This window comes from Paenalcaligenes sp. DL 309, from assembly GCF_057475285.1.
On record NZ_JBYBKW010000005.1, the window covers coordinates 44,213 to 59,857 of the forward strand.

The window sequence follows — 15,645 nt, forward strand, 5'->3', positions numbered from 1 at the left end:
TATAGCACGTTTTTAAATGCGTTGCAACTATTATTTTTTAATAATTGCTTAATAAACTTTATTTAATTGAGCTCTACTTTGGTATTTGCAGTTGTGTTTTGTTCTGCGTCCACCAAAGAAATAAAAGTATAGCTGGGCTTTGTGTAAATTGCAAGTGTTAGCGTAAACTATTTTTTTGTTTCAACTTGGAGTCATCATGAATGCAGCACGCCACCAATTTTGGGTGGGATTTTTTTTAGCAGGCTTTGGTTCCGTTTTATTTTCTGCTAAGGCTATAGTGGCAAAGCTGACATACATGCATGGAGTGGACGCACTCACTGTAATTGGTTTCAGGATGTTGTTGTCTTTACCCGTATTTTTGGCGATTGCATTATGGCAAGCGCATAAGGCCTATAAGGGTGAGCTGCCTAAGCTAACGGGCGCACAACGTTGGCAGTTAATTTTCTTAGGCTTTGTAGGCTACTATCTAGCTAGTTTATTAGATTTTATTGGTTTGGAGTACATTACGGCCAGCTTAGAGCGGCTTATTTTATTTATGGCTCCTACTTTTGTTTTACTGTTTTCTGCCTTTTTTCTAAAAAGAGCCATTTTGCCTAAACAGTGGTTAGCTTTAGCTTTGTCTTATTTAGGAGTAAGCCTAGTCTTTGTGCAGGATTTAAGTTTAACGGGTGAAAATGTTTTATTAGGGGCGGCGTGTGTGCTGGGTTCTGCAGTGTCTTATGCTATTTATCTAATTGGCTCAGGTGAGCTGTTAAAGAAAATAGGTTCTACGCGTTTAGTGGCTTATGCCATGAGCACTTCGGCGGTATATACCCTTATTCATTTATTTGCTGTGCAAGGCTGGGAAGCACTCCTACAGCCCGCACCTGTGTATGGTTTGTCTATTGTTCACGCCACGTTAAATACGGTAGCCCCTACTTTTATGATTATGTGGTCTATAGAGCGCATAGGAGCGCCTATGACAGCCCAGTTAGGGCTGCTAGGACCTGTGTCTATTTTGTTTTTAGCCTATTGGTTTCTAGATGAGCCCATTACTGGTTTACAAATAGCAGGTACCGTATTGGTTTTAACGGGGGCTATGGTATTGAGTCGACGCTAGAAAAAAAGTTAAAAACGATTCAGGGGCAATTTAAGGTATTTATGACCATCATCTTCAGCAGCGGGCAGCTTACCGGCTTGAATATTGACTTGCAATGAAGGCAATATCAAGCGTGGTAGAGCGAGGGTCGCATCGCGTTCGGTACGCATGCGTACAAACTCAGCCTTGCTAATACCGTCTCGTAAATGAATGTTATGCTCTTTTTGCTCGGCTACCGTACAACTGTATTGCTCTTCGCGGCCAGCAGGAGGGTAGTCATGACACATAAATAGTACCGTGTCATCGGGGAAAGAGAGGATTTTTTTAGCTGAGTCATAGAGTTGTTCGGCATCACCACCCGGAAAATCACAGCGTGCAGAACCTACATCTGGCAAAAAGAGGGTATCACCCACAAAAACACCTAAATTATGCACATGATATGCCATATCTGCTGGTGTGTGTCCGGGCACATGCAATACATCTACCAGCATTTCACCAATTTTAAATTGGTCCCCTGAATTAAACAGCACATCAAAAGGTTCGCCATTGGTTTTGACGTTCTCGTCTAAATTATAAATGGTTTTAAATGTACTTTGAACCACAGAGATGGGTGCACCAATAGCAATTTTACCGCCAATTTGCTGTTGTATCCACGCCGCAGCTGACATATGGTCAGCATGTGCGTGGGTATCAATAATCCATTGCAACTCTAATTGGTGTTTACTTATATAATCAAGTAACTTCTGAGCGGATTCAGTACTGGTTTTTGCTGATTGCGGCTCATAGTCTAATACCGGATCAATGATAGCGCACTGCGCGCTGCCTGCGGCATGCACTACGTAAGAGTAGGTAGATGTTTGTGTGTCAAAAAAGGCTTCGGCGTAAGTCGTATTCATAAGATGTCTTTCAATATACAAAATTATAATATATACTAAAGTATAGTAACAGTAGAAACTTTTGCAACTATGTCTGTATCTACCAAACAAATTGCGCAACTCAATGAGGTTGCTGCAGAGGCCACCAAGCTACTTAGTCGTTTAGCTAATCCTGATCGATTGGTTATTTTATGTTTACTAGTAGAAGGTGAAAAAAATGTGAGCCAAATCGGTGAGGAAAGTGGCATTGTTCAGCCCACCTTATCACAGCAGCTCACTGTTTTGCGTAAAGATGGTTTGGTGCAAACCAGGCGCAATGGCAAATATGTGTATTATCGCTTAGAAAACGAACGGGTTTTAGCGCTAATGCAAACCCTTTATCAGGTGTTTTGTACACCGGAGGAGCTAGAGCATGACAATTGATTGGGTTGCATTTACACCGTGGCAATCATTATTTGGTGGTGCCCTTGTAGGCTTAGCCGCCGTGGTGTTACTTATCCTTAATGGCCGTATATTTGGCATTAGTGGTATTTTAAGCAGCACGTTATTTGGTCGCACTGAGCGCGCGTGGCGCGTGGCGGTATTAGTAGGTGTGTTTGCTTCCCCATGGTTATTTATGGCGTTTGGAGGTGAGATTCCAATTAAAGACTCACCTTCTGGGCTGTTATTAATTATTGCCGGTTTACTCGTGGGTTTCGGTAGTAGTTTAGGCTCAGGCTGTACTAGCGGTCATGGAGTATGCGGTATTTCACGTTTATCTATACGCTCCATAGTGGCTACATTAACTTTTATGGTGACGGCTTTTATTACGGTGTATGTGCTTCGTCATCTTTTACATCTTATTTAAGCTCAAGTAAGGATAAATAAAAGATGGTTATGATTTTAGGTGGTGCCTTAGCTGGGGTTATATTTGGTCTAGGTTTACTTATATCTGGATTAGCCTTTCCCCATAAGGTACAAGCATTTTTAGATTTGGCCGGTAATTGGGACCCTTCACTGGCTTTTGTCATGGGTGGGGCCATAGCCGTGGCTATTGTTCCTTTTACTTTAGCTAAAAAAGACAAAATCAAAGCAGTGGGGGGTATTAAAATTGAGTTACCTAAAAATACGGTAATAGACAGAAAATTACTTATTGGTAGTGCTCTGTTTGGTGTAGGCTGGGGGTTAGTAGGATATTGTCCAGGGCCAGCCTTAGTTTCTTTTGGTGCAGGTATAGGCATGGCATGGTGGTTTGTGCCTGCTATGGTGGTAGGTATCTTCATTCACCGCGTATTTTTTAAAAAATAAAAATAAAAATAAAAATGTAATTTAAGATTTTCATCTGTGTGTAGTACCTTTGGCGCCCTTTGGGGCGCTTTTTTTTGAACTTCACTAACCGAGATGGGTTTCGTTTTGAGGCAAGGGCTTCATGTTACTGATTTGCTCTAAGATACCGCAGGCGACCACTTGATCATCATGGCTGCACGCTTGATGTATAAGCTGTAATTGCTGTTGTAGATGCTGTAATTCCTCAATGCGTGTTTTCACATGTTGTAAATGCTCTTCAATAATATCGGTTACAGGCTCACAGGTGGTAGTAGGGCTGTTCATATAACTAAGCAAGTGGCGAATTTCTTCGTGTGTCATGTCTAAGCTGCGGCAATTACGAATAAAACGCAGCTGCTCTACGTGTTGTGGGGCATAGACACGGTAATTATTGCTATTACGTCGGGCAGCAGGTAATAAACCGATGTTTTCATAATAGCGAATGGTTTCTGTAGTGGATTGAGTGCGTTGAGCTAATTCACCGATTTTCATTTAAGACTCCTAGAGCGATTTGACCTTATAGTTACTTTAAGGTGTTTAATGGTTTAGAACAAGCTAAGTGGGAAAATCTAAACAATTAATGAGGGCTTTATGAGTACAGAACACAGTCATAGTCACCACCACCACCATGATGAGGACGCATGCTGTGCTGCGCCTACTTATCAGGCAGCGCAGCCTGTGTTGCCAGTAGAAGAGGGGCAGCAGCTCACGCGTTTACGTATTGAAGAAATGGATTGCCCGGTAGAAGAGCAGCTTATTCGTAAAAAGTTGGATGGTGAAGTGGCTGTATTGGCTTTACAGTTTAATTTAATGCAACGTGAGCTTGATGTGTTGCATAGCGAAGGCTATCAAGAGCAGCTTATAAAAGCTGTAACGGAATTGGGTATGCAGCCCGTACTACTAGAAGCTGGAAATCCCACATCGGCCATCGCTACAGAAACACCATCTACTAAAAAAGAGCTAGTTCGGATCAGTGCTTCAGTGGCTCTAGCTTTAGTGGCGGAAATCGGCTCTTGGTTAGCGTGGAGCGTAGGGTTAGTGATCCCGCTCGCTATAGTGGCTTTGATACTCACGGGTGGCGTGGTTTATAAAAAAGGGCTTATTGCCTTAAAAAATCGTAATTTAAATATTAATGCCCTGATGAGTATTGCTGTCACGGGGGCAGTACTTTTAGGTGAATGGCCTGAAGCCGCTATGGTGATGTCATTGTTCGCTTTAGCTGAGTACATAGAAGCGCGTTCTCTTGATCGTGCTCGCCATGCTGTAGATGGCCTGTTATCTCTTACACCCGAAGAGGTAGAGGTGTTAGATCAGAGTGGGCAGTGGCAAAAGCAACCAGCTCAAGCAGTAACAGCCGGGAGCTTAATTAAGGTTGTACCTGGGGCTCGTATAGGCCTAGACGGAGTGGTAGAGCAGGGAGCTTCGTCTGTTAATCAAGCCTCCATAACAGGTGAAAGTTTAGCAGTGGAGAAAAAGGCAGGCGATGTATTGTATGCGGGTACGATTAACGGCATGGGAGAGCTGCAGTACCGTTCACAGGGTCGGTATGATGACAGTTTACTCGCGCGTATTGCCATCTCAGTACAACAAGCCCAGCAAAGTAAGGCGCCAGTGCAGCGCTTTGTTGATAAGTTTTCTCAGATTTATACGCCCCTAGTCACGATGATGGCTGCGGCCTTAGCCTTGCTAGGACCTTTGGTTTTTGGTGGCACTTGGTTTGAGTGGGTATACAGGGCTTTGGTGCTATTAGTTATTGCCTGCCCGTGTGCTTTAGTTATCTCTACTCCAGTAGCGGTAGTGAGTGCTTTGGCTACTGCGGCCAGAGCCGGCCTCTTAGTAAAAGGCGGCGTACATTTAGAACGAGCCCGCCAGATGGATTATTTAGCGGTAGATAAAACAGGCACAATTACTGCGGGTATGCCTACTTTGCAAGATACATGGGTGGTGCCTGAAGCCGATGAGTTTCAGCTATTAGCGGCGGCTCATGCCCTGGCCAGTCGTTCAGATCATCCGGCTTCGGTCGCGTTGGCTCAGTCTAAGTTAGCATTCACTAATGACTCTAGTGGCAAGATAGCCCCAGCTGGTTTCACCGCGGTAGCAGGTGCAGGGGTTACTGCTGTTCTAGATAATGAAACGTGGTGTTTGGGCAAACTCAATTGGGTAACGGATGAGGCGGCCCCTTTAGAGTCCACCTTAAAAACTTGGCAGCAAGAGTGGCAAGATAAGGGTGCTAGTTTTATCTTTTTAGCTAGAAATAATAAAGTGGTAGCGGCTTTTGCTGTAGCGGATCAAATAAAAGAGGGCGTTAAGACTGCCATTACTGAGCTTCAAGGTATGGGAGTGAAAGTGGAAATGCTCTCAGGTGATAATAGTTATGCAGTGAAGCACGTAGCAGAAGAGGTGGGTATTCGTTACGCCCAAGGTGATTTACTGCCTACTGACAAACTACGTATTATCACAGAGCGAACACAACAGTATGCATGCAGTGGCATGGTAGGAGACGGTATTAACGATGCACCGGCCTTGGCGCAGGCTGATATTGGTTTTGCGATGGGAGCTTTGGGTTCGGATATGGCCATAGAGACGGCTGATGTGGCCATTATGAATGATGATCTTGCCAAAATTCCCTACACCATACGCTTATCTAGCGCATTACATCAGGTGTTAATCCAAAATATCAGTGCCGCCCTAGGGATTAAAGCAGTATTTTTAGTGATGGCTCTACTGGGCACAGCTACTATGTGGATGGCCGTTTTTGCCGATGTGGGGGCAAGTTTATTGGTGATTTTAAATAGTTTACGCTTATTGAAAAAGCATTCATCTGCTCAAGATCTATAATGAAGGCACATATTTTTTACTCATAGATATTATATTTAGGATAGCAATCCATGATTGCCTTATTAGAAGCCAAGCGAGCTGGCTTATTGGCTCGCCATAACTGGATTTCAAACATTGTAGCCGGCATTATTGTCGGGGTAGTGGCATTGCCTCTTGCCATGGCCTTTGCCATTGCGTCGGGTGTGAAGCCGGAGCAAGGAATCTATACCTCTATTATTGCTGGTTTAGCGGTATCCGTGCTGGGCGGCAGCCGGGTGCAGATAGCGGGGCCTACAGGGGCTTTCATTGTTATTTTGTCGGGCATTGTGGCTGAGCATGGGGTGGTAGGCTTACAGATAGCCACTCTGATGGCGGGTGGGATTTTACTGCTCTTAGGTTTAGCACGTATGGGGGCGGTGATTAAATTTATTCCAGCGCCCGTGATTGTAGGGTTTACGGCGGGTATAGGGATTATTATTTGGGTGGGGCAGTGGCGTGACTTCTTTGGTCTGCCTGAAATTACGGGGATTCACTTTCATGAAAAACTGCTGCAGTTGCTTAGCTCTTTCCCTCAGCTAGATATAACCACTACCCTGATCGCCATTGTCTCTTTATTATTGGTCATTTATGCGCCGCGCTTGCCCCGTATGCAGCGTGTACCGGGGCCTTTAGTGGCCTTGGTTGTATTAACAGCATTACAAGCCATTTTTCAATTTCCTAGTGTGGCAACCATAGGTACTGCCTTTGGTGAAATCCCCAGCGGCCTGCCTAAGCTAGAGGTGCCTACGATTACAATTACTGGTATGGTGGCGCTTATAGGGCCGGCGTTTGCCATTGCCATGTTGGGAGCCATTGAGTCTCTGTTATCGGCAGTAGTAGCGGATAATATGAGTCATACTAGGCATAATTCAAACCAAGAGCTTATAGGTTTAGGCGTAGCAAACATATTAACGCCTTTGTTTGGAGGGATTGCTGCAACTGGTGCTATTGCTCGTACTGCCACCAATGTGCGTAATGGGGGCAATAGTCCCATTGCGGGTATTGTGCATGTATTGGTGTTGGTTTTGGTGTTGTTAGTATTAGCGCCTTTGGCCGTTAATATTCCTTTAGCCACTTTGGCAGCGATTTTGTTTATGGTGGCTTGGAATATGAGTCAACCTAAACTGGTGCTGCGTACCTTACGTAGTGCACCACCAGCTGATGCGTTTATATTAGTCGTCACCTTTGCTTTAACGGTGTTTGCTGATTTAGTGGTGGCGGTGAATATAGGTGTGGTGTTGGCCATGTTGCATTTTCTTAAACGTATGGCAGATACCGTACGCGTCGATAGGCAAAGTGCGCAATCACTTACTCGTGAATTCAGCCATGAAGGAGTGGCAGTTCCCGAAGAGGTAGCAGTGCTTACGGTAGAGGGGCCATTTTTCTTCGCGGCTGTGGATCCTTTTGAGCGGGCCTTAGAAGAATTACCCGCCTCAGTGCACACTATTATCTTACGCTTAAATAACTCAGCTATTGCTGACGGCACGGCTTTGGGTGCTTTAGAGAAGGCGATTAGCTATAGTAAAGAGCGCAATAGAAAAATTGTACTAACTGAAGTCAAACCCAATATTCGTCGTAAATTAGATCGCATGGGTATTAGCGAAAAACTTGGCACAGAGCACATCTATGATTCGGTGCCAAGTGCCATCGCTAATATCAAGCCAGGATTAGATGCGTAGTGCAAAATCCTCATCATCCATGAGTAAATAGCGTAAGGCATCAATCCAGCCTAAGAGCACGACGAGTGGGGCAAAAATATAAAATAAAAGGATGTAAATCAAACCCCATCCAATTTGCCCCATATAAAAACGGTGTATACCTAGCCAACCCAAGAAAAAAGCTAAAATAATAGCGATTTTGCGGCGGCTATGTATGCGTTGTGCTTTAGGGTTTTCTTTACTTTGGCGGCTAATCCAATAGCTAATGGGTAGAGTCAGAGCTATAGCTATAAGCACTTTGACCCAGTTAGCGGCCACATAGGATTGAATCGCACGTGTGACATCATGTAGATGGTGGAAAGTCCACCCAGTAAGCTGTGAGAGCCAAGAGAACAGTTCGGCACCAATACGTTCGCCAAAACTGAGTGCTACTAAAAGCACAATAAAAACACCTATAGCCATGGCGATATTACGCATAATTATCCTTTTAACGAATAGTGGTTTGTTTAATGGCGTGTTGCCATTGTTGCATCTGGGCTTGGGCTTGTTCGGCACTGATTTCAGGCTCAAAAATACGGTCTTTTTTCCAAAGCGCTTGAAGCTCATCGGTGCTGTGATAAATACCCGCGCCTAGCCCAGCCAAGTAAGCGGCCCCTAAGGCGGTGGTTTCCGTAATAGTGGGACGTACTACCGGTATGCTTAAAAGGTTAGCTTGAAATTGCATTAAGAGATTGTTTTTACTGGCGCCGCCATCTACGCGTAATTCGGTGAGTGCAGGAGCTCCTGTTTGGCAGGCGTCTAAGCTCATCGCTTCCAGCAAGGCGGTACTTTGATAAGCAATGCTTTCAAGAGCTGCTCGGGCAATGTGGGCCATGGTGCTACCGCGGCTTAGACCGGTAATGGTGCCACGCGCATCGGCATCCCAATAGGGTGCGCCTAAACCTGTAAAAGCAGGTACAAACATCACACCACCGGTGTCTGGCACGCTTAGCGCCAAGGCTTCGATTTCATGGCTATGGGTAAAAGCCGTTAAACCATCCCGCAGCCATTGTACTACGGCACCCCCCACAAACACGCTGCCTTCTAAAGCATATGCGGGGGTGGCAGTGGGTTGGGCGGCACAGGTACTAATGAGGCCGTTTTCTGAATGTTGTACAGTGCTGCCCGTATGCATCAGCATAAAACAACCCGTCCCGTAGGTATTTTTGGCCATTCCTGTATCAAAGCAGGCTTGGCCAAAAAGGGCACTTTGCTGATCACCTGCTACACCATAAATAGGAATAGAATTACCAAAAAACTCAGCACTAGCATTTGCAAAAAAACTACTGGAAGGTTGCACCGACGGTAAAATAGATTTAGGAATATCAAAAATAGTAAGTAGCTCTTCATCCCATTGCTGGGTGTGGATGTTAAACAACATAGTGCGAGATGCATTGCTTACATCCGTACTGTGTACTTGGCCTTGGGATAACTGCCAGATCAACCAACTATCAACGGTGCCAAAAGCTACGTGCCCTTGTTCTGCAAGGGCACGTAGCTCAGGATTTTTCTTTAATAGCCAAGCAATTTTAGTCGCTGAAAAATAAGCGTCTAGGCGTAAACCGGTTTTTTCCCAAACGGTTTTTTTGTGCTCAGTTTGGCGTAAATTGTTACACAAAGGTTCCGAGCGTCTATCTTGCCATACAATAGCGTTATGCAGAGGCTTGCCAGTGCGTCTATCCCAAAGTAGGGTGGTTTCACGCTGATTGGTAATGCCTATGGCACAGATTTGTTTGGCATGTAGCTGTGCTTTTTTTAAGGCCTGTTGGGCGGTATCTAACTGGCTGTGCCAGATTTCCATAGGGTCGTGTTCTACCCAGCCAGATTGTGGGTAGATTTGTTTGAACTCTTTTTGAGCTAAGCTCACAATTTGGCCATCGCGATTAAATACAATGGCTCTGGAGCTCGATGTTCCTTGGTCAAGGGCAAGTAAATAGGTCATAGCACAATTATTTATCCAAATAAGGTCTCAAGTTTAGCTGTTGAATCTATTAAACTATAGACTGCATTTTGTTTTTTTGGTTTATCTTTCATGACATCAAGAATCTCACCGCTACTCACTGATCGATCTCAGTTATTGGCGGCATTAGCTCGAACTGAAGAAGTCGACATGGTGGTAATTGGAGGCGGGTCTACGGGTTTAGGAGTGGCGGTGGACGCTGCCTCTCGTGGGCTGTCCGTCGTATTACTTGAGTCGCATGATTTTGCTAAGGGCACCTCTTCTAGGGCCACAAAACTAATCCATGGGGGCGTGCGTTATTTAGCGCAAGGTAATATTGCCTTAGTACGAGAGGCTTTACATGAGCGTTCTGTTTTATTAAGAAATGCGCCGCATTTAGCGGCGCCGCTTGGTTTTGTTATGCCTTCTTATAAATGTTGGGAGATGCCTTTCTATGGAATGGGGCTTAAAGCCTATGATACTTTGGCCGGCAAAGATGGTTTAGCTGCTACGCGATTTCTCTCAAGTCGCAAAGCCGCTGAAGCTTTGCCGGGGCTTAAGAGTCAAGGTTTAAAAGGGGGCGTTATGTACTGGGATGGCCAGTTTGATGATGCCCGCTTAGCGTTGGCCTTGGCTCGTACAGCGGCGGTACATTCGGCTTTATTGGTGAATTACTGCCCAGTGAAAGAATTAGTGTATCAGGACGGTAAAGTTGCTGGGGTCGTATGTGAAGATGCCGAAAGTGGTGAGCAGTACACGGTTCGCTCCAGATGTGTAATTAATGCTACCGGCGTATGGGTGGATGCGATTCGTCGCTTAGATTCCACGCATCAGGAGCAGGCCGCAGACCCTATTGTTAGCCCTAGTCAAGGGGTGCATTTAGTGGTGGATAAACATTTCTTACCGGGACCCCACGCTTTATTAGTGCCTAAAACGGCAGATGGTCGCGTGCTATTTGCGGTGCCTTGGTTAGGTAAAGTTATATTAGGAACTACTGATACACCCCGTCCAGATTTAGCTCGTGAGCCAGAAGCTTATGAGGAAGAAATAGACTTTATTTTGCGTGAAAGTGCTAATTACCTCAGTGAACCTCCTAAACGTAGTGATATACGTAGTATTTGGGTGGGTTTACGGCCTTTAGTAAAAACAAAAATGTTAACGCAGTCGGCCAGCACAAAAAGCCTAAGTCGAGAGCACACCATCATTAGTAGTGCCTCAGGCTTAGTCACCGTAACGGGGGGTAAATGGACCACCTACAGAGCGATGGCGGAAGATGTGTTAGCGCATTGCGCTAAAGCAGGAGTCTTAACAGGGCGTTTACCGCCTTCGGTGACTAAACGCTTACGAGTGGTAGGAGCGCCTACTGAGAATGAAAATACGGCTTTATATCGCACGCCGGGTTTGGCAGCCTATGGCACAGAAGCTGATTGGGTACAAAGTTTACCCGGCGTAGAGCACGAGATATTGCCAGGGCTAACGGAAGCCATGATTCGTTTTGCTGCGCGCTATGAATACGCACGCACCATAGAAGATATTCTCGCTAGACGTTCACGTTGGTTGTTTTTAGATGCTGAACAATGTCTAGATGCGGCACCCGTGGTGGCAGAAATTCTAGAGGCAGAAGGGGTGGCAGACCCTCGTTTATCTGAGTTTCTTATTTTATGTATGCAATATCAATGCCCATAATGTAATTGCATTCTGTTAACATTGATCTAGAATTTTTACATTAAGGGGCAGCTGTTTAATTCGCTTAGAGCTTAGGTAAAGGGTTAGTTAAGATTTATTAAAAATTGGATAGTGTAATCGCTATATTTTTAGCTTTTAATAGCGCATACATATATTAGGTCAAGGCATTCTTGTGTTTATAATTCTTGGTTATTTAATTGTATTTTTCTCTGTCTTTGGCAGTTTTGTTGCTTTAGGTGGTTCATTAGGGGCGTTGTATCAGCCCTTTGAGTTTGTATTAATTGGGGGGGCGGCTGCAGGGGCTTATTTTGCTGCCGCTAGTGGCCGTTCTATTAGCCTACTCATTCAAGCCATACGCGGCGCTATAAAGCAGACACCGTATAATAAAGCCTTATATATGGAGTTGCTAAGTTTGTTGTATGCCTTATTAAATAAAGCGCGTCGGGATGGCATGATGGCGGTGGAGTCGGATATTGAAGACCCACAACAAAGTGCTATTTTCACCGCTTATCCTAATATTTTAAAAGATAATATGCTGGTTGATTATATTTGTGACTACATGCGTATTATGATTAGCGGCAATATGAGCGCGTTTGAAATTGAAGCGCTTATGGATCAAGAGATTGACAGCTTTCACCAAGAAAAGTCCGTTCCTGCCGATGCCATGCATTCGGTGGCTGATGCGTTGCCAGCGTTTGGTATTGTGGCCGCCGTTTTAGGTGTTATTAAAGCCTTGGCATCTGTAGATCAGCCGCCAGCTATACTCGCTGACCTCATCTCGAAGGCCATGGTAGGTACCTTCTTAGGTATTTTATTAGCCTATGGTTTTGTGGCTCCGTTGGCACAAGTGATTGATCAGCGTAATAATGCGGCTGTTAAAGTACTTGAATGCATTAAGGTTACTTTGCTAGCAAACTTAAATGGTTATCCGCCACCCTTAGCGGTTGAGTTTGGTCGTAAGGTCTTATTTACAGCAGAGCGTCCCTCCTTTATTGAACTCGAAGAGCACGTGCGTCAGCCGCGAGCTAATACGAATACCTAAGGTGAGTTTCGTATGAGTAAAGATAATGTCATTGTGGTGCGCCGCAAAGGGAAACGCGGTAAAGAAAGGCACGGTGGTAGTTGGAAAATTGCCTATGCCGATTTTATGACTGCCATGATGGCTTTCTTTTTGGTGATGTGGATTCTCACCTTGGTGCCAAAAGAAGAGCTTAAAGAAATTGCCGATTACTTTCGTATGCCTCTAATGGAAGCCATTTCAGGGGGCATGCGCACGGAGTATTCCGATAGCGTCATTCCTGGGGGGGAGCCTAGTGTGATTCCAAATCCACATCCTTCTGCTAGCGGATCAGATGAAGAAGGGCGTCGGCTTGATATTGAACGTCTAGAAGATTTGAAATACGAGTTAGAAAGCTTGATTCAGTCTGACCCTGAGCTTAAAGAGTTCTATTCCCAACTGTTATTAGACATGACTCAAGACGGCTTACGCATACAGATAGTCGATGATAAAAACCGTCCCATGTTTGCCATCGGTAGTGCAAGAGTGCAGCCTTATATGCGTACTATATTGCGCTCTTTAAGTGATTTGTTAAATGAAATGCCGAATCCTTTACAGATTGCCGGCCATACCGATGCGTTTCAGTATGCGAGTGGCGAAAGGCAATACAGTAACTGGGAGTTATCCGCTGATCGGGCAAATGCTGCGCGCCAAGAACTGGTGGCGGGTGGTTTAGCTGAAGATAAAGTAAAGCAAATATTGGGTTTAGCTTCATCGGTCAATTTAATTAAAGACGATCCCACTGCCGAGGTAAATAGGCGAATTAGTATTACAGTACTGAACCGCGAGGCCGAAGCTCGTATTGATGCGCAAAATGATTCAGGGGATGGGAGTTATGATTTTGGTGATCTCTACGATGCAGACAACAAAGCCTTACCTGGCATTGAAAACTTAAATAATATGTAATCAATATCAAGTTAATTTAAGTAAAGTAGGCACCTATACGTATTTTAGCGGTAAACTAACAGGCAATATAAATGTGTAAATGTTAGATTTACTACAAATTGTAATGTAATAACCCCGTTGCGAAGGAAGCATCTATGAGTTCCGGCGTTGATTTAAGTCAGTTTTACGATACCTTTTTTGACGAAGCAGATGAGCTGCTTGCCGATATGGAACGGCTCTTGTTAGAGCTAGACATAGATGACCCAGACGGCGATATGCTCAATGCTATTTTCCGTGCTGCACACTCCATTAAAGGGGGCGCTGCTACTTTTGGTACCTTTTCGCACTTAGCAGATACCACTCACTTACTTGAAAATCTACTCGATTTTATTCGTGATGGTGAAATGGCGCTAAATCAAAGCTTAATTGATTTGTTTTTAGAAACCAAAGATATTTTAAGTGACCAGGTTTTAGCGTATCGTGCAGATGAAGCACCCGACGCAGAGGCCTATGAGCGCATTTGTACGCAATTGCGTACTATTACTGATGCGCACATAAAAGGGGATGATGCTGCAAGTGTGGCGGAAGTGGTTGCTATTTCACCGCCTGATTTACTCATTGCGCCTAAAGAAGAGACAGAGACTACAACGGCTGATAACGCGGCTCCAAAAGCGTTGCGATTAACCGTCTCTAATGCCTCGGATAAAGATTTAGCCGTGCTACGCGATGAGATGGCCTTGATGGGCGATATTCTTCATGAGAAGAAAGAGGGGCAGAGTCTAAGTCTGTGGTTAGATACCACCGTTTCTGCTGATGATTTGGAGGCGGTTTGTTGTTTTGTGGTTAATGAGGATCAGCTGGAGTTGGTCTATGAGGCCGTGCCTGGTCAAGAAACAGAACACCCACTAGCACCGGTAAAAGAGCCTGTTGGTATGGAGCCGTCGGCTGCCAAAGAGACGCTTAAAGTCACAGAAGAACCCGTTACTAAAACAGAGCCTGAGCCTGCATCACAGGAAAAGGCTGCAACCAAAAAGAAGGCGGCCCGCCCAGCCAGTGCAGGTAGAGCGGAATCTACCACGTTGCGGGTAGACGTAGAGAAAATTGATCAGATCATTAATCTGGTTGGGGAGCTCGTTATTACTCAAGCCATGCTTGTGCAAACGGCCTCCACCCTAGACCCTGTTATTCACGATAGACTGCTCAATGGCATAGAACAGCTAGAGCGTAATGCCCGTGATTTGCAAGAGTCTGTGATGTCTATTCGCATGATGCCTATGGATTATGTGTTTAGCCGTTTCCCGCGTGTGGTGCGTGAAAATGCGGCGCGTATGAATAAAGAAATACGCTTGGTTACTAAAGGAGCGGCCACGGAGCTTGATAAAAGTTTAATTGAGCGCATTATTGATCCTCTAACGCATTTAGTGCGTAACAGTATTGATCACGGCATTGAAATGCCAGATAAACGCGAGGCTACCGGTAAAGATCGAGAAGGCATACTCACTTTGTCTGCTCAACACCAAGGTGGGCATATTGTGATAGAAGTTAAAGACGATGGTGGTGGTTTAAATCGTGAGAAAATTCTCAAAAAAGCCTTGGCTAATGGGCTAACTACAAATGAAAATATTCCAGATGAAGAGCTGTGGCAGCTGTTGTTTGCGCCCGGCTTTTCTACGGCTGAAGAAGTGACTGCTATTTCTGGTCGTGGAGTAGGCATGGACGTAGTACGCCGAAACATTCAAAGTATGGGTGGCCATGTGCAAATGTCTTCACGTGAAGGGCTAGGTACCACCACGCGTATTGTTTTACCTTTAACGTTGGCTATTTTAGATGGTATGTCTGTGCAGGTAGGTGAAGAAACCTTTATTTTACCGCTCAGCCACGTAACTGAATCTATGCAGCCTACTGAAGAACAGATGCGTAGCATGACAGTAGACGATCACGTTATGTACGTACGTGGTGAGTACTTGTCAGTGGTTTCATTAGGCGAGGTTTTTTCTGTAGATGGCTATGAAAAAGACTTAAAAAAAGCCATTGCTGTGGTCTTACAAGCTGAAGACATGCGTTTTGCTCTTGTTGTAGATCACTTAATTGGTCAGCATCAAGTAGTAGTGAAAAATCTAGAAGCAAATTATCGAAAAATCCCCGGCATTTCTGCTGCCACTATTTTAGGTGATGGTAGTGTGGCCTTAATTGTAGATGTGTTTGCTTTACATCGTTTAACCCGTGAGCGCAGCCCCGCAGCGGCCGCCGCGCTTAGCTAATTCCTA

At 44.9% G+C, this 15,645-nt stretch carries 14 protein-coding genes; 10 read left to right on the plus strand and 4 right to left on the minus strand.

Annotation, left to right across the window (positions count from 1 at the left end; all coding sequences use genetic code 11):
- The first annotated feature begins 196 nt into the window (after positions 1-196).
- On the plus strand, positions 197-1,099 hold the full coding sequence (locus AC2UZJ_RS07895; protein WP_486949600.1) for a DMT family transporter: 903 nt from the start codon (positions 197-199) through the stop codon (positions 1,097-1,099).
- 8 nt (positions 1,100-1,107) lie between these two features.
- Here the strand turns inward: AC2UZJ_RS07895 and AC2UZJ_RS07900 are convergent, their stop codons facing one another.
- Positions 1,108-1,974 (minus strand): MBL fold metallo-hydrolase, encoded by an 867-nt coding sequence (locus AC2UZJ_RS07900; protein ID WP_486949601.1) that lies wholly within the window; start codon positions 1,972-1,974, stop codon positions 1,108-1,110.
- 69 nt (positions 1,975-2,043) lie between these two features.
- Here AC2UZJ_RS07900 and AC2UZJ_RS07905 point away from each other — a divergent pair, with 69 nt between their 5' ends.
- From AC2UZJ_RS07905 to AC2UZJ_RS07915, 3 genes are read left to right on the plus strand one after another with little or no spacing between them, the layout of a single operon-like run.
- Positions 2,044-2,376, plus strand: coding sequence for a metalloregulator ArsR/SmtB family transcription factor (locus AC2UZJ_RS07905; RefSeq protein ID WP_486949602.1), 333 nt, complete (start codon positions 2,044-2,046; stop codon positions 2,374-2,376).
- Positions 2,366-2,800, plus strand: a complete 435-nt coding sequence (locus AC2UZJ_RS07910; protein WP_486949603.1) for a YeeE/YedE family protein — start codon at positions 2,366-2,368, stop codon at positions 2,798-2,800. The genes AC2UZJ_RS07905 and AC2UZJ_RS07910 overlap by 11 nt, the downstream gene beginning before the upstream one ends.
- 23 nt (positions 2,801-2,823) lie before the next feature.
- Positions 2,824-3,240, plus strand: a complete 417-nt coding sequence (locus AC2UZJ_RS07915) for a DUF6691 family protein (protein WP_486949604.1) — start codon at positions 2,824-2,826, stop codon at positions 3,238-3,240.
- A gap of 84 nt (positions 3,241-3,324) precedes the next feature.
- Here AC2UZJ_RS07915 and cadR read toward each other — a convergent pair whose 3' ends face one another.
- A complete protein-coding gene (gene cadR, locus AC2UZJ_RS07920; protein WP_486949605.1) occupies positions 3,325-3,750 on the minus strand; it encodes a Cd(II)/Pb(II)-responsive transcriptional regulator in 426 nt (141 codons plus the stop codon).
- 99 nt (positions 3,751-3,849) lie between these two features.
- Here cadR and AC2UZJ_RS07925 point away from each other — a divergent pair, with 99 nt between their 5' ends.
- Entirely contained in the window at positions 3,850-6,096 is a 2,247-nt protein-coding gene (locus AC2UZJ_RS07925) for a heavy metal translocating P-type ATPase (protein ID WP_486949606.1), read from the plus strand.
- 50 nt (positions 6,097-6,146) lie between these two features.
- A complete protein-coding gene (locus AC2UZJ_RS07930; protein ID WP_486949607.1) occupies positions 6,147-7,793 on the plus strand; it encodes a SulP family inorganic anion transporter in 1,647 nt (548 codons plus the stop codon).
- Here AC2UZJ_RS07930 and AC2UZJ_RS07935 read toward each other — a convergent pair.
- The gene (locus AC2UZJ_RS07935; RefSeq protein ID WP_486949608.1) at positions 7,782-8,249 is read right to left on the minus strand and encodes a TM2 domain-containing protein; all 468 of its coding nucleotides are present in this window, start codon (positions 8,247-8,249) and stop codon (positions 7,782-7,784) included. The two genes, AC2UZJ_RS07930 and AC2UZJ_RS07935, sit on opposite strands and share 12 nt — an antisense overlap.
- Positions 8,250-8,259: 10 nt before the next feature.
- Complete coding sequence (gene glpK, locus AC2UZJ_RS07940) at positions 8,260-9,753, minus strand: glycerol kinase GlpK (protein WP_486949609.1); 1,494 nt, start codon at positions 9,751-9,753, stop codon at positions 8,260-8,262.
- 90 nt (positions 9,754-9,843) lie between these two features.
- On the opposite strand from glpK, the gene AC2UZJ_RS07945 reads away from it, so the two are divergent.
- From AC2UZJ_RS07945 to cheA, 4 genes are all read left to right on the plus strand, one after another.
- Positions 9,844-11,436: a glycerol-3-phosphate dehydrogenase/oxidase gene (locus AC2UZJ_RS07945; RefSeq protein WP_486949610.1), complete on the plus strand. Its 1,593-nt coding sequence runs from the start codon at positions 9,844-9,846 to the stop codon at positions 11,434-11,436.
- Positions 11,437-11,608: 172 nt separating this feature from the next.
- A complete protein-coding gene (gene motA / locus AC2UZJ_RS07950; RefSeq protein ID WP_486949611.1) occupies positions 11,609-12,478 on the plus strand; it encodes a flagellar motor stator protein MotA in 870 nt (289 codons plus the stop codon).
- A 12-nt stretch (positions 12,479-12,490) separates the two neighbouring features.
- A complete protein-coding gene (gene motB / locus AC2UZJ_RS07955) occupies positions 12,491-13,399 on the plus strand; it encodes a flagellar motor protein MotB (RefSeq protein WP_486949612.1) in 909 nt (302 codons plus the stop codon).
- 134 nt (positions 13,400-13,533) lie between these two features.
- The gene (gene cheA, locus AC2UZJ_RS07960) at positions 13,534-15,639 is read left to right on the plus strand and encodes a chemotaxis protein CheA (RefSeq protein ID WP_486949613.1); all 2,106 of its coding nucleotides are present in this window, start codon (positions 13,534-13,536) and stop codon (positions 15,637-15,639) included.
- Positions 15,640-15,645 lie beyond the last annotated feature (6 nt).

Bases quoted from the DNA above. Each gene is read 5' to 3' on its own strand.
- AC2UZJ_RS07895 (WP_486949600.1), top strand. From the start codon at position 197: ATGAATGCAGCACGCCACCAATTTTGGGTGGGATTTTTTTTAGCAGGC.
- AC2UZJ_RS07900 (WP_486949601.1), bottom strand. From the start codon at position 1,974: ATGAATACGACTTACGCCGAAGCCTTTTTTGACACACAAACATCTACC.
- AC2UZJ_RS07905 (WP_486949602.1), top strand. From the start codon at position 2,044: ATGTCTGTATCTACCAAACAAATTGCGCAACTCAATGAGGTTGCTGCA.
- AC2UZJ_RS07910 (WP_486949603.1), top strand. From the start codon at position 2,366: ATGACAATTGATTGGGTTGCATTTACACCGTGGCAATCATTATTTGGT.
- AC2UZJ_RS07915 (WP_486949604.1), top strand. From the start codon at position 2,824: ATGGTTATGATTTTAGGTGGTGCCTTAGCTGGGGTTATATTTGGTCTA.
- cadR (WP_486949605.1), bottom strand. From the start codon at position 3,750: ATGAAAATCGGTGAATTAGCTCAACGCACTCAATCCACTACAGAAACC.
- AC2UZJ_RS07925 (WP_486949606.1), top strand. From the start codon at position 3,850: ATGAGTACAGAACACAGTCATAGTCACCACCACCACCATGATGAGGAC.
- AC2UZJ_RS07930 (WP_486949607.1), top strand. From the start codon at position 6,147: ATGATTGCCTTATTAGAAGCCAAGCGAGCTGGCTTATTGGCTCGCCAT.
- AC2UZJ_RS07935 (WP_486949608.1), bottom strand. From the start codon at position 8,249: ATGCGTAATATCGCCATGGCTATAGGTGTTTTTATTGTGCTTTTAGTA.
- glpK (WP_486949609.1), bottom strand. From the start codon at position 9,753: ATGACCTATTTACTTGCCCTTGACCAAGGAACATCGAGCTCCAGAGCC.
- AC2UZJ_RS07945 (WP_486949610.1), top strand. From the start codon at position 9,844: ATGACATCAAGAATCTCACCGCTACTCACTGATCGATCTCAGTTATTG.
- motB (WP_486949612.1), top strand. From the start codon at position 12,491: ATGAGTAAAGATAATGTCATTGTGGTGCGCCGCAAAGGGAAACGCGGT.
- cheA (WP_486949613.1), top strand. From the start codon at position 13,534: ATGAGTTCCGGCGTTGATTTAAGTCAGTTTTACGATACCTTTTTTGAC.